Source organism: Pedobacter sp. P26, from assembly GCF_050632135.1.
GTDB lineage: Bacteria > Bacteroidota > Bacteroidia > Sphingobacteriales > Sphingobacteriaceae > Pedobacter.
On record NZ_CP192574.1, the window covers coordinates 5,062,936 to 5,076,652 of the forward strand.

Here is a 13,717-nt window from a genome sequence, read left to right on the forward strand (position 1 = left end):
TAACCGACTCAGAAACGAGCAAAATAGATTTCTCCACTCCGTTGCACTCCGGTCGAAAGGACGATTGCAGGCAGCGTTTAGAAAAAAATCTATTCCAGGGAGAATGGACTAGAAAAGTCTGTCATTCTGAATGAAATGAAGAATCTCTAACCTAAGAACCACTTGCTTTTATTATGTACAACTGATAAGTTAGCGCAGACTGATTGGGGTTCATTGATCCATACTAGACAGATCCTTCACTGCATTCAGGATGACAAATTATACTGGGGTAATCAGCGTTTTTGATTCTACATTAAACAAAAAAAGCCAGTACCAAACGTAAGTTCAATACTGGCTTTTGCTTGTTACTAAGACTATGGACTGACTCCAAACGCCCCACGCCAAACTCAAATCTATCCTTTCATAATCGAATGGCCCATTTTATCTCTTTTGGTGGTTAAATAACGTTCGTTATGTACATTACTGGCAATTTCGATCGGAATGTTTTCGACCACTTCCAGGCCATACCCGATTAAACCAGCCCTTTTGGTTGGGTTATTACTCATTAAACGCATTTTAGTCACCCCTGCCGATCGCAGAATCTGCGCTCCCACGCCATAATCGCGTTCATCACCTTTAAAGCCTAACTTAATATTCGCTTCAACCGTATCAAAACCGGCATCCTGTAAATTATACGAACGTAATTTATTAATCAGCCCGATACCTCTACCCTCCTGGTTCATATACACCACAATACCTTTACCTTCTTTTTCGATCATTTCTAATGCTTTGTGCAACTGCGGACCGCAATCGCAACGGCAAGACCCAAAGATATCGCCCGTTACACAAGAGCTGTGTACACGTGCTAAAATAGGTTCGTCGGTATTCCATTCGCCTTTAGAAATGGCTAAATGTGTCGCATTATTATCCAGCTGTGTATAAGCCGTCATTTTAAAATCGCCCCAGGCGGTAGGTAAATCGATGCTAACCTCCTGCTTAATCAAACTATCCATGGTTAAACGGTAGGCGATTAAATCTTCAATTGATATAATTTTTAACTGATGCTGCTCGGCAATTTTAAATAAATCTGGAAGCCTGGCCATTTCGCCATCCTCTTTCAAAATCTCTACCAATAAACCTGCAGGTTTCATGCCGGCTAAACGCGCTAAATCTACTGCCGCTTCTGTATGACCTGCACGGCGGATTACACCACCATCTTTAGCTATCAGCGGAAAAATATGTCCCGGCCTGCCTAACTCTTCAGGGTCGGTTTTAGGATTAACCAAAGCCAGCATCGTTTTAGAACGGTCGCTCGCCGAAATCCCCGTGGTACAGCCATGGCCAACCAAATCTACCGAAACCGTAAAATTAGTTTCGTAAGCTGCCGTATTTTTGCCAACCATCAGATTAAGATTTAACTCCTTACAACGTTCTTCTGTTAAAGGTGCACAGATTAAACCACGGCCATAAGTGGCCATAAAATTAATAATCTCGGGCGTTGCATTTTCGGCAGCAGTTAAAAAATCACCTTCGTTCTCTCTATTCTCATCATCTACAACAATAATCACTTTACCAGCTTTTATGTCTGCGATGGCCTCTTCTATTGTGTTTAATTTTGTTTGCATTTTATAAACATTATGGGGCAAATGGTGTGTAAGGCGTATTTAAATGAATTTATACCACAAACAATAACCCATACAAATGTACAACCTTATTGAGCAATATTTGGATTAAAATATCATCTGTAAGTAAAGGAAAAGAGGCCTATTTTTCTTTCTTTTTAAACAACTTAAGAAAAAGCTGCTTGTAGTAATTTACATCAAACAAGGCTGAATCGACGGTAGCTTTATAAGTTAAAAAGGCAGCCAGGGGCGACAATACGATTACCGCAATCCACATCCCGAATATAGGATTCAAATTCCCTTCACGTGCCGATTTTTCGGCCACTGTGGTAATGATGTGGTACACCAGGAAGAAACAAATGGCCACCACTACAGGCAAACCCATACCCCTTTTCGGATAATGGCACCCAGTGGCGCACCAATAAAAAACAACAGGATACAAGATGCTGCCAGGGTAAATTTACGCTGGTACTCTACGGTGGCAAAAATAATTTCGCCGGTTAAATCGGTTTGGCGTGGACCCCAGTTGGGTACGTGCTGCATAATATTCGCAACGGTACTGTTTGCATTATCGAGGGCCAGTTTCCGAGATCCGTTAGGGATACTCTTCAATATTACATCATCAATCTCTTTCGGAACGGCTTTTATCCTCGTGTAACCTCTGGTCACATTAAACTGCTTAAAGTTACTGCTGAGGTTAGCAATAGTACGCATTTTCATCGTATCTAATTGCTTCGTCAGCGAATCGCGTTTTTTTACAATCCCTTTCAGGTTTAACATGGGTGTGCTGTTTCCGAAAGCATTAGGATCGGTCTTATTTCCATCGAAAGAAGACATATCGAAACGCGGTGAGGTTTCTTTAAAACGGTTCCTTGTAAAAATCTGCCTTGGGTTGTACATGCCGTTTTTCGAAGATTGCTCTTCATATTGTACACCATTTTTAAGTGAAAGCACCAAAAACTTACCATCGGCGGTTTTATTCATTTTCCCCTCTTTTGCCAGAATTACTTTCGGAATGCCATTATTTTCACGGTGATCGTAAATCATGATATTGTGCAGCGTACCGTCTTCCTCTTTCGAATCGACACGGATGGCATAACCCGGAATGGCATTATTAAAAACTCCTGGTTTAATTAAAAATGAAAGTTTTTTATTCCTGATATCATACAATAGTGAGCCAAATTTGAGATTGGCTTTAGGCAACATATAATTTGCAAAAAGAAAGAGGCTACAGTGAGCATTAAAATCACCACAAAAAGGGGGCGCATGGCTTTCTGTAAAGAAATACCTGCCGATTTGATGGCCACGAGCTCGTAATTTTCGCCTAGTGTACCAAAAGTCATGATGGAAGAAAGCAATACAGATAATGGCAGCGCCATTGATACATTGGCAGCCGAGGCGTAATACATCAGCTCCAGAATGGTGTACCATTCGAAACCTTTTCCGATTAAATCATCAATCCATTTAAACAGAAAAAACATCAATAGAATAAACATCATAACAAAAAATGTTGCTATGAATGGCTTCACAAATGCTTTTATTAATAGAAGATGTATTTTTTTCACCCTACAAAGGTAAACAATGCGAAGGTAATTTAGGCACCCAAAACGCTAATCAGGTAATCGATCTGGTTATCCCAGATTAATTTTTTCTCTGCCAGAAGTTCATCGGTCGTAAAATCAGTAATCGAGAGGGCAACATCATTGGTGAGTTCGTCCTGTACAATTTCCATCTCAAAATAACATTGAGGTTCATCATCCAGCCACTTAAATTTAACCAGCTTATTTTCTTTGATTGAAACCAGTTTTGCTTTTTGCTGCTCATCATCCCAGGTAAAAGTGTATACCTGATCACGGAAATTCACATCGTCCGCGAACCATTGCGATAAACCGTTTGGTTCACTGATAAAACTATATAAAATTCTTGGTGACGATCTAACTTCGTACTCTAGTGTAAATTTTTTCTTTTCTGCCATGTTAGTACACTACCAGGATAATTTCCGGACAATTTTTTAATATTATTTTTCTAAAGAAAGGTAATTTATTCTATATCTGCAACAATATAATTTTTATTGGTTAAAGTCGTTGATGCATTGGTCCATTTGCTGTTGGTTTACTGATTTTTGTGGCTAATTGGTTAAACAGGTAATCGACTCAAGACTTCCTACGCTATGCTCCGGAATGGTTATTGGATACTCGGTTAATTGTTGTATTCAGTTAACTGTTTTCATCCTATCAGGAATTTAAGGTCAGTTAAGTTTTGATTGCGCTTATATGGTTTTTATATGTCTTATATGGTTAAGAAACGGGGTTGTTAATTGTTCATACCCATTAATTGACTCCGGACAAAAAACATCTTCTTCTTTAAAAAAGCAGCGCCAATTCCTTTACCCATCCTGTACCATTTGTTTACCCTTTCTCTATACCAGGTTAACCCCAGGGTTACCCTTTGCTTACCTATTCTTTACCCTGGCGTTACCTCTTTTATTACCTAAAGGGTAAAGGATTGGCGAATATCAGCTATAGATAAGGTTACCTTAGGGATGACCTGGTACCACCAGGGGGTTAAGCAATCTTTTTGAAACCACTAAATTTTATCAGCACAAACGGTCAGCTGATTATCTTCCCATACCTACCCTAAGCACAATATCATTAAGTTATGATTTTAACCACAGATTTACATAGATAAACTGGGATTTTTATATCTGTGTTAATCCTTCTTATCTGTGGTTAATTATTTTCACCTGTATCAACGGTTTAAATAATGGCATTGACCGTAAGCAATAACTTGAGATAGGATAAGGTCAGAAATGCAGTTACTTTTTGCGGCACATACCGGAATGTTGCGCTTCGTTGCGTTATTAATTTCTAAAAACAGGCTCCCTTAAGGGCTAAAATAACGATTACAATCGCTTAAAAACAATAAAATTTACTGAACATTAAGGCTTTAAAGTATTTTTCACATTTCTTTTTAATAGAATGTATATTTATTCTATATTTGCAACTCTTAAAAATAACCACATCGATATTTACGTTATGTAGTAAATATTAAGCCCGGCGGGGTAGCTCAGATGGTTAGAGCGCAGGATTCATAACCCTGAGGTCGGCAGTTCGATCCTGCTCCCCGCTACCGAATCGGCAAAAGAGGCATAATCCAGAGATAATTCTGGTATGCCTCTTTTCTTTTACTGATAAGTTGCTGAAAATAAGCTATATACAAAAACACTAAATTTATTTCAGTGGTTCGAACTTTATCATTTTTCTTATCATAACTCATACCACTAGGGAACAGTAATGTTTGGAGTTGTTGCTTAGTATGGTAATCACCAGAAAGCCAGTTTAAAGGTAGCTGAGTGGCATATTCTATAGCCAACCTAACGCATTTTAAAAGGTTCGAACTTTTATTAGACAGGATGAGCAAATTCCGCTCAATTTCTCTTTTTTCGTCCGAATATTTCTCATGGTACTTTGTGTAAAGTTCCTGACTTATATCTTCTTCAATATATCTTTCCTCTAATCGCTCCACCTTCTTCTTCACTTCTCTGTGGCTGTTCTCCAACTCTAAAAGATCCGCTTGCTTATTTTGAGTCAACTGGTTAAATGTTGCAGCAACCTGCTCAACCAATAGTTCTATATATTCCTTGGCAATGTCAATTTTAAAGAAATCAAGTATGTCTGCAAATCTGGAATTAAGAGAATCAGCATTTTTGTTATTACAGCAAGCTTTGGTTTTGCATTTATAATAATGTATATTCTTTTTGCGTGCGAGGTAGCCACTCAACGGCTTCCCGCATTCGGCACATACCATAAAGCGCTTCAAAGGAATGTGCACATTTTCTTCATTTAGTGAAAAACCATGGGGAATCTTATCTAGCATACCGTTAACCTTTAAGAAAAGTTCCCTGCTAATTAATTTCTCGTGATTGCCCACAACCACTTGTCCCTCCAACATATTGTGCACCATCAAGCCACAATAGAATGGATTTCTAAAGATTTCTGAGATACGCTGATGAATCAATTTTAGTCCTTTAGCCGCCAACCTATCGCGAATTACCTCATTTGACACATTTTCATAAGCTTTCCATTCAAAGGCCTGACGAATGAGCCTTCCCTTCCCATTTATAACAATCTGCCTTTTGTTCTTCGATCTGTCAATCTCAAATCCTAAAGGAGGATTAGTCGGCCAATCACCACGCAGTAACATCTCTTTTATACCAGCACTACATTTTTGCTTTCTCAATTGATTGTCAAACTCGCCAAACAGGAACAACAACTTTTGTTGCATCTGACCCGAAGCACTCGAGGTATCAATAGGTTGTGTTACGGAAATTATTTCTATACCTAAGCGCCTCAATTCTCCGCTAAGCCAGATTGAGTTGTCATTTCTTGAAAACCTCTCCAGACTATACACTAAGATAGAAGATATTTTTCCTTTGAATTTTTTCACGAAAGAAAGCATGGCGGTAAATTGCTTTCTCTCATCGTTCTCAGCGCTTTCGTAGGTTCCCCCAAACTGAGCGGCAATATTAAACCCAAATTTCTCTGCGTATAGCATACATGCCTTCAATTGGGTTCCCAGGCTTAAATTATCAGCCTGTTCTTTACTACTAACCCTTGTATAGATAACGCATTCCAAGCTTTTGGAAACTTTTTTATTTTGTTTCCCTTTTGCAAATGAGTCGAAAAAAAAGATGTCTGACATAAATAATACTTCTTTTTATTACACTATAAGATACTAATAATCAATTAATTTATCAAGTTTTTTGATCCTTTTTTTCACTTGCATTAAAAATGATTATAGACATTTTTTTGATAGTAAGGATCACATCCTTAGCCTGCTGCTCGGTAAAATGTGAAAACATTTGCTTTGAAAGCACCTCTTCGATCGTTAGATCATGCTGGCGCACAATAGTTTCTATATTTAAATCAAACTCCATATCCATGACGTTTATTTTGAGTAACAAATATTTTTCGAACGGTATTCTGAAGAATAACAGGATTGGATAATCACATTTAATTACGCTCCTGTTAGAAATAGATGCAAATAGGCATAACCTGGGGTGCATCTATCATTAATGTACTCGCATTTTGAGATGAGCACATGAGTCTCCTGTTAATAATTTATCTTTGCAAATCTGAATGATCTATTGCCAAAGATTCAATTACGCCATCGCGGATTACCTCAAATCCCGCTACACTATCTGTATTGTATATCGCGACTGTTTTTGGTGGCCAAAGTTTCGGGTCGTTTGTTTTATCCCAGTCAATCCCAATGCCTGATGGATAATAATCCCAGTTTTCCCAGGCTCTCTCTTTAATTAAAAGTCCGTCGTAACCCAGTACCCTTGTAAGATATTCATTACGGTTACCTTCCCAGTCCATCCCATAGCAGAGCAGATCAGCAACCTTGTAAAAATCAGAGAGCTGGTCATCGTGCCGGTGATTTAGGTATCGCTCGGAAACTCCTGCGCACAGCAAAATACTCCGGACGCGAGATGCGTCCAGAGCTTTGTCAGCATCCAAAATGCTGGCATCCTTGCTGAGTGTTATCTTATAGATTTTGGCATATCCAAGATTATCAAACCCCGATTCACCTTTCAATCTTGACTTCTGGAGTACGAGATGGCTAAAAAGGCAGGCGGCGTCCTCACTTATTGAAGTATAAAATGCATTTCCGAGAGTGAGAGCGTTCCAGCCAACTCCTTTACCGGACTGGATGTTTATTTTCCCACCGTCCAGTCCAAGCGAACCATGATAAAGTGCCAGCAATTCTGGGTTTATTTCCTTTACTTTCAAACTCCAAATTCCGTCTTTAGGTCTATCGGGTAGTTAGCTGTTAGCACCTCCGTCTTGCTTTTCTGCTTTCCTCCTTTTGCATTAACGGAAACCTGTTGCTTTACCGACCATTGATGCCAGCCATGTTCTTTGGCATATTTTTCCAATATTGGAGATGGGTAGGAAGAGAGCAAAAACTTGCCTTTTATTCCGGCCAGTAAAAAAAGAAGGGCTTCAAAATCCCCTTCAGAATAACCGTCATAGTGACCACAGTCAGAGTTGTAGTAGGGCGGATCACAGTAAAAGAAACTATCTGCGGTATCGCGGCTTGCGATGATGTAAAGCGCATCTGCGCATTCTATCTGGCAGTTCTGGAGCCTGATTGTGTATTTCGGTGAAAGTGACCCCTCTGTTTCGGGCCAAACTGGCCACCAAATTGATTACCGGATGATGCACATCTAAGTTCCTTTCCCTCCGAACAAATATACACTTCGGATCCAAATCCATTTTCCTCAGGACTTTTCGGTTTAATCCATCTTACTGCCGGATTTATCCTCAATTCAGACCTTTCTAGCGATCAAAATCCATTCGCAGGTACTGGAACGCGTAAAAAAACGCCATACCCCCTTCAAAACAGCGAAGTGACCGTAGTCATCCCGAATAGTAGATATGCTCCCAGGAGCCTTTATTTTATGCAGAAATTGAAAAATTATTCCCGAAAGCCAGTTGCGAAAAAAGCTGATCGAAAGATCAGAACGGCCAGTTTGCCCCGAAACAGGTGGTCACTTTAAAGCGAAATGGGGTGACAGTTTAAATGCGGAACGGCTGGCCATTTTTGCCGAAATGCCCACAATGCGGCCTTTTTCATCATAACGATAAAGCGGAAAACATTTTGTATCTCCAGTGTAGTGAAGATCGGGATAAGTATCAACTATAAGAAATCGAAAGTCAGATCCGTTCCCGTTAATACAAATTGCGATATTATTGTTACTACTAAAGAAATTTTGATTATGGCTTATCACATCATTCAAAACCGAATTTAAAGCCAATATTTTTTGGTGTAAGGTCTATAGTTACATTTAACAAAAGAAACGGATTTCTCGACAGCAAATATTTTTCGCGTTAATTTATTTTTTAAATCACGACTCCACTTGATTTCTTTTGCATATTTTTCAAAATTGCCTGCGTTAACACAATTGTTATAGATCTTAATAAAATACTTGATTTTAGATTTTAGATTTTTCTCATTGAAATCATAAACCCACTCATCTCTATTAGTAGAAATTCCATTGGAAGCCAAATTAAAAATCGACTTACTACCACCTTTAATGTACATCGGAAGCAATTTATCAAAGTCATTATCTGTGTTGTTCAGCCAGTTGCTATTTTTATCTGGATGAATATGAGTGAATGAGGCCGAGGAAATGGAATTTTCTGTAAACCATTGAAGTTTTTGCTCTTTTTTCCAGTTATCATCGAGTGCGGTATAAAAAATACTGCATTGTGCACCCTTAACTCGGTTTTGTTTTTTGATCAAAAACATAACTGCAACACCAGTCTGAATTCCAAAAACGTTGTGAGTTGTACCAGCGATTTTAGGATTGGCTCTGACATCACTTATGGTATCTATAATATAAGCCTGGTCAAATTCTGTTTGAATAACTTTACGAAAACCATCAAAGGTTTTACTATCAATAAAACTCCGATTTGTAACAAATGCAATAATTCCCTTATCTTGAATTCTATCGAAAGCCCATCTATAAAAGCGGGAATACATATCATAAACTTTTGTTTTTTGAGCTTTACTATATTTTATGAAAGTATCTTTTATCCTTTTATCGATTTCTGGGTATTCCCTATTCTTATTGTTCTCATTCTCATTAACTTGATTTGCATTATATGGAGGATTACCAATTATCACCGAAATCTTTCTAGTATTTTGTTTGATGATACGAAGGCTATTTTCTTGGGAAAATGGAGCAAATAGATTTGTTTGCTTCCCCATAAAAGTAAATCCCAAATTATCAAGAGTATCTACAAAGCATAGATTAGTAAATTCTTCATATTTACCCATTTTTTGGTTATAGGTAAACTCAATATTTAAATTACTAATGTAATAAGGCAATATTGCGACTTCATTTGCGTGTAGCTCATTTTTATATTTAAACTCTAATTTATCTTTAGGAATATAATCTATTATATCGGTAATAAATGTTCCTGTTCCAGTAGCGGGGTCCAGAATTTCAACACCTTGGTCGGATAAAAATTTATTAAAATGCTGATGTAATAAAAAATCTGAACCCTTAATCATAAAATTAACGATTTCGTTTGGAGTATATACTACCCCTAAGCGATCAGCAGCTTTTGGATTATAGCTTTTATAAAAGGTTTCGTAAATTACCTTTAAAAATTTTTGCTTCTCATGATGATCAGCGATTCCAGCCGCGGCAGCATTAATCGCTTGATAATAATGTTGAACGCTTGATAGTGCCGTTTTTCTGACGGTACCGATAAAAAAGGTATGAATTACCTTTTCTAATTCACGGGCAATATTATTTTCTCGATGAAATTGATTCTCATCAAATATTGTATTAAAGACATCCTCAGTTAAAATATGCTGGATAATCATCTCTCGCACATCGTCGGACGTCACATTGGGATTTATACTATCGTGACATATTTTTAAGAATTTTTTGCTGTATTTTTTAAACTCTTTATTAGATTTTTCTGCTTTCTCAATAATTTCTCTAATTGTCGCGGTAACTTTAGGAATATCCAATTTAAAAAGTTCAATTGCTTGACGAAAATGCTTAACCTCTGGCCTTTCATAATTTATAAAATCAGTTAAAAGGTTGTGAAGAGCATTTGCATCTTTCATTGATACGCGACTTGTTTCTAGCCCGTTATGAAAAAGAATTGCCGTCTTGCTATCTTCGAAAAGTATATTTTGAGTAGGGTATCCTTTACTGAACTTTTTCTGTACTTCTTCGTTTATATCGTCACTTTCATCTTTACTTTCCCAATACCCCCAGTCTTGTCGCAACGAGTCTTTTAAAGTACCATCTGGCGTAACCTTTTTATTGCTATTATTCGCCTGAATACTCACTTCCGTTACTACCTTTAGACCCTTTCCTTGTGCGTATTCATTTAATAGATTATGGAAAGCACTCCTTATAGCAGTCTCTTTTTTTGTCCCACCAAAGTGAATGATATCTTCTACTTCTTTTTGATAATTGTGAATAGCGAACAGGCTCATTGAGATTATAAATATGAGTGAAAGATACTTGTTGTCGCTAGCATTTGCAATTTATGTATGTATATTAATTCATTTGCCAGCCCTAAGTTTCACTTTGTATTAAATTAAACTTAAATTGTAATGCGCTATTTTGTTATAGCTTCAAAGCTGATGATAGAATATTTCAATATCCCTATAACATCATCAACATAAACCGTTTTTAATAGACCCTTTCGTGAAAATAGGAATTTCTCTCGAACCCCTTGTAATTAAAACGCTTAAAACTAAGTAAAATTCGTGCAACGGTATCAAATATTAGTTGTGCACATTGGGAACCGAAAAACAACTTGTGCAATTTCTGTGCAAATGTCACCGCAAATTACCCGAATTAGAGTGCATAACTTATTTAGAAAGCCTTCATCCTTAAAACCCTCTGCTTACAGGAAATCGGGCCAGGTATTACAAATTCAGTTTCCCGAAGGTCGTCGCTCCAGTTTGGTGAACCTCCAAGAGGGCGTGTTTGATATTCTTGTAGTCGATAATTTTATGTAAAAAGCATACAGCGCCAGCTTTCTTTGCCTCCTCTATGTAAAAGTTTTCTATCTCTGAAGTTAGGACAATCACTTTCGCGTGGGGCCATTTCTTCAAAATTTCTTTTGTCAACTCAAGACCATTCAATTTGGGCATGCGCAGGTCCGTTAAAAACAAATCAGGCAAAGTCGAGCAATTTTCTGAGAAAGTAAGAAGCTCTCTGCCATCACTAAAAGCGCCAATGACATCAAAGCCACTTTCGACCAACATTTCTACCATTGGTTCCCGAAACCAGCGCTCATCTTCCGCATAGGCGAGAGTTATTTTATTTGCACTCATAACATTATTTTCCTACCACTATATTTCCTCGGAAAGCTTTTCTCAATATACAAAAATAAAATTATAGGGTTGAAAAGAAAGCTTTTATTGGCTCAAGAATATATTTTGGCTAGCGCAAAGCTTCTCTCAGAATATTTTCGTCAAAAGTATTGGTGTTCTCTGCAGTTAAGGAAATACAATTATCGCCTGCGGTCTCTGCGTCTAACCTTTTTACTAAAATCAGGATAAATTATTACCACTTCTGATAAAAATAGCTATTCCAATACCCCCACCTGCCAAGAAAATATTGATGTTACACGCCAATCTTCAACCAGAAGTCTTTAGTTAAGGAAACTTTTAAGAAGCCTGCTTCTAAAGTTTGTAAGTCTCACCTTTTTGATAAGGTTTCGAAGTCGACCAATTAAAAAGTGAGATAACATTGGTGATGAGGATTTTGATTCCATATAATGGAATGCTATCTTAGCCTTGAGAGCGTTAATTTAGATATCGGGGATATGGACACCGTTCAGTCCCCGTGTCTATTTCTAAACTCATTGCACATCTTGCCTTAGTGAACGCTAGTTTCATTTAGTTCAATTACTATTTTTCTGAAAAATGCTAATCCCACGGTATGGCGGCTATCGTGAATTGTTCACAAGAAAATGACTGGAACTTTTTTCCGTTTTGCACCAGTTACCTTTCTCCCAGATTAAATAAAAAGCCCTCGTTTTCGCTTTCAATTACAAATACTATTTTATCTTTTAGAAATGCCTTTCTCGTATAGCGCTTTCACCCAACACGGTCAGATGGAAATCGGTTTCTAATTTCCAAAACGAAACGATTCGAAGCATTCTGCACCAGGCGTAAAAGTACTGCGAAAATATAATGTTCTTTAATCCGGTTCGGTTGAAATGATCATCGCTTAAACACTTAAGCGTGGGACAGTTACAGAACGAAACAAAAAAAACGGCAGCCCTAAAATATATTTTAGATAAACCTAAATTTATTTTTAGTCTTTTCTGTTTTTATTATTAGATTTACAAAAAATCAGATAACATGCAGAAAAGATTACCCATTGTCCTGCTTTCACTTATGAGCCTAGTTGCTATAATGGTGTCCTGTGAGAAGATAATCCCTTCTTCTCCAAAAGAGGATGAAATTCTTGATGGCCCGGTGGAAGGACTCAGCTATGACCAGCTCAGACGTTTCGCTTTGGGAGATGCGGCCTTTAACAATGAGATATTTACTCCTGCGAATGGCCTTGGTCCTGGCTTTGTTGCAACCAGCTGCGGAAGCTGCCATGCTGGAGACGGCAAAGGCCATCCCTTTACTACGCTGGTCCGTTTCGGGCAGACCGATGAGACAGGCAATAAATTTTTGGACCAGGGAGGCCCACAACTGCAGAACAGGGCTATTCCCGGGTACAAACCTGAGCAAATCCCAGCAGACGCCAGCTTTTCAAAATTTACACCGCCTGCCAATACCGGCCTTGGCTTTCTCGAACTGGTAGCTGATGCAGATATACTAGCTATGGCTGACCCCCAGGATCTGGATAATGACGGCATTTCTGGTGTCCCAAATTACGCAGTGCTTCCGTCATATGTTCAGGCCTTTAACAACGCTATTGCACTGAAGGGAAAATATATCCATCGTTTTGGAAAAAAGGCGGCAGCATATAACCTGCTCCACCAGACTGTTAATGCCTACAACCAGGATATCGGGATAACTTCAAGCTTTGATCCTGTGGATGCCTATACGCGGATGGTGATTGATCCTGAAATTTCCACACTTACAGTGAATAACGTGGTGTTTTATCTACAGACGCTAAAAGCGCCCATACAGCGCGATGCCGGAAATGCCGAAGTTGAAACCGGCAGGAAACTGTTCGAAAAGATCAACTGTTCAGGCTGTCACAAGCCTACCCTAAAAACAGTTTTTCCCCAGTGGTTGCTCTATCCAACAAAGAATTCCATCCCTATACCGACCTGCTGCTTCACGATATGGGACCTGGGCTGGACGATGGTTATACGGAAGGATCGGCTAAGACCTTCGAATGGAGGACCCCGCCCCTATGGGGACTGGGACTTTCGATGAATTCACAGGGTGGATCTTATCATCTGCTGCATGACGGAAGGGCAAAAAGCATCGAAGAGGCGGTAACCCTTCATGGAGGAGAGGCATCTGCAAGCCGCAACAGGTTCAACCAGCTGTCTGGGGCAGAAAGAAATGCCATGCTGAGATTTTTAGAATCACTATAG

At 38.6% G+C, this 13,717-nt stretch carries 9 protein-coding genes, 1 tRNA gene and 3 pseudogenes; 3 read left to right on the plus strand and 10 right to left on the minus strand.

The annotated features are described in order from the left end of the window. Positions 1 to 392 precede the first annotated feature (392 nt). The 3 genes and pseudogenes from ACQ86H_RS23400 to ACQ86H_RS23410 all read right to left on the minus strand — a co-directional run bounded on the left by ACQ86H_RS23400 (position 393) and on the right by ACQ86H_RS23410 (position 3,576). Positions 393 to 1,604 (minus strand): bifunctional 3,4-dihydroxy-2-butanone-4-phosphate synthase/GTP cyclohydrolase II, encoded by a 1,212-nt coding sequence (locus ACQ86H_RS23400; protein ID WP_431292677.1) that lies wholly within the window; start codon positions 1,602 to 1,604, stop codon positions 393 to 395. Positions 1,605 to 1,743: 139 nt separating this feature from the next. Further along, positions 1,744 to 3,100, minus strand: a pseudogene (locus ACQ86H_RS23405) (LptF/LptG family permease). Between the two features lie 95 nt (positions 3,101 to 3,195). Beyond that, positions 3,196 to 3,576 carry an START-like domain-containing protein gene (locus ACQ86H_RS23410; RefSeq protein WP_029278206.1) on the minus strand — a complete coding sequence of 127 codons (381 nt, stop codon included), beginning with the start codon at positions 3,574 to 3,576 and terminating at the stop codon, positions 3,196 to 3,198. A gap of 1,080 nt (positions 3,577 to 4,656) precedes the next feature. On the opposite strand from ACQ86H_RS23410, the gene ACQ86H_RS23415 reads away from it, so the two are divergent. Further along, positions 4,657 to 4,730 (plus strand) — tRNA-Met (locus ACQ86H_RS23415). On the opposite strand, the gene ACQ86H_RS23420 is transcribed toward ACQ86H_RS23415, so the two are convergent. From ACQ86H_RS23420 to ACQ86H_RS23450, 7 genes and pseudogenes are all read right to left on the minus strand, one after another. Next, positions 4,728 to 6,302, minus strand: coding sequence for a recombinase family protein (locus ACQ86H_RS23420; RefSeq protein WP_431292678.1), 1,575 nt, complete (start codon positions 6,300 to 6,302; stop codon positions 4,728 to 4,730). The two genes, ACQ86H_RS23415 and ACQ86H_RS23420, sit on opposite strands and share 3 nt — an antisense overlap. A 52-nt stretch (positions 6,303 to 6,354) precedes the next feature. Then, positions 6,355 to 6,537, minus strand: coding sequence for a hypothetical protein (locus tag ACQ86H_RS23425; RefSeq protein ID WP_147273612.1), 183 nt, complete (start codon positions 6,535 to 6,537; stop codon positions 6,355 to 6,357). Positions 6,538 to 6,721: 184 nt separating this feature from the next. Beyond that, entirely contained in the window at positions 6,722 to 7,396 is a 675-nt protein-coding gene (locus ACQ86H_RS23430) for a hypothetical protein (RefSeq protein ID WP_056095002.1), read from the minus strand. Further along, positions 7,393 to 7,542 carry a hypothetical protein gene (locus tag ACQ86H_RS23435; protein ID WP_431292679.1) on the minus strand — a complete coding sequence of 50 codons (150 nt, stop codon included), beginning with the start codon at positions 7,540 to 7,542 and terminating at the stop codon, positions 7,393 to 7,395. Before ACQ86H_RS23435 ends, ACQ86H_RS23430 begins: the two co-directional genes overlap by 4 nt. An 81-nt stretch (positions 7,543 to 7,623) precedes the next feature. Continuing rightward, a pseudogene (locus ACQ86H_RS23440) lies at positions 7,624 to 7,812 on the minus strand (DNA adenine methylase); the annotation flags it as partial. A gap of 345 nt (positions 7,813 to 8,157) precedes the next feature. Then, positions 8,158 to 10,631 (minus strand): annotated as a pseudogene (locus ACQ86H_RS23445) (type ISP restriction/modification enzyme). Positions 10,632 to 11,069: 438 nt separating this feature from the next. Continuing rightward, positions 11,070 to 11,480, minus strand: coding sequence for a response regulator (locus ACQ86H_RS23450; protein WP_056095195.1), 411 nt, complete (start codon positions 11,478 to 11,480; stop codon positions 11,070 to 11,072). Between the two features lie 1,035 nt (positions 11,481 to 12,515). On the opposite strand from ACQ86H_RS23450, the gene ACQ86H_RS23455 reads away from it, so the two are divergent. Next, complete coding sequence (locus ACQ86H_RS23455) at positions 12,516 to 13,553, plus strand: di-heme oxidoredictase family protein (RefSeq protein WP_431292680.1); 1,038 nt, start codon at positions 12,516 to 12,518, stop codon at positions 13,551 to 13,553. Further along, entirely contained in the window at positions 13,460 to 13,717 is a 258-nt protein-coding gene (locus tag ACQ86H_RS23460; RefSeq protein WP_431292681.1) for a di-heme oxidoredictase family protein, read from the plus strand. Before ACQ86H_RS23455 ends, ACQ86H_RS23460 begins: the two co-directional genes overlap by 94 nt.

Bases quoted from the DNA above. Each gene is read 5' to 3' on its own strand.
- ACQ86H_RS23400 (WP_431292677.1), bottom strand. From the start codon at position 1,604: ATGCAAACAAAATTAAACACAATAGAAGAGGCCATCGCAGACATAAAA.
- ACQ86H_RS23410 (WP_029278206.1), bottom strand. From the start codon at position 3,576: ATGGCAGAAAAGAAAAAATTTACACTAGAGTACGAAGTTAGATCGTCA.
- ACQ86H_RS23420 (WP_431292678.1), bottom strand. From the start codon at position 6,302: ATGTCAGACATCTTTTTTTTCGACTCATTTGCAAAAGGGAAACAAAAT.
- ACQ86H_RS23425 (WP_147273612.1), bottom strand. From the start codon at position 6,537: ATGGAGTTTGATTTAAATATAGAAACTATTGTGCGCCAGCATGATCTA.
- ACQ86H_RS23450 (WP_056095195.1), bottom strand. From the start codon at position 11,480: ATGAGTGCAAATAAAATAACTCTCGCCTATGCGGAAGATGAGCGCTGG.
- ACQ86H_RS23455 (WP_431292680.1), top strand. From the start codon at position 12,516: ATGCAGAAAAGATTACCCATTGTCCTGCTTTCACTTATGAGCCTAGTT.
- ACQ86H_RS23460 (WP_431292681.1), top strand. From the start codon at position 13,460: ATGGGACCTGGGCTGGACGATGGTTATACGGAAGGATCGGCTAAGACC.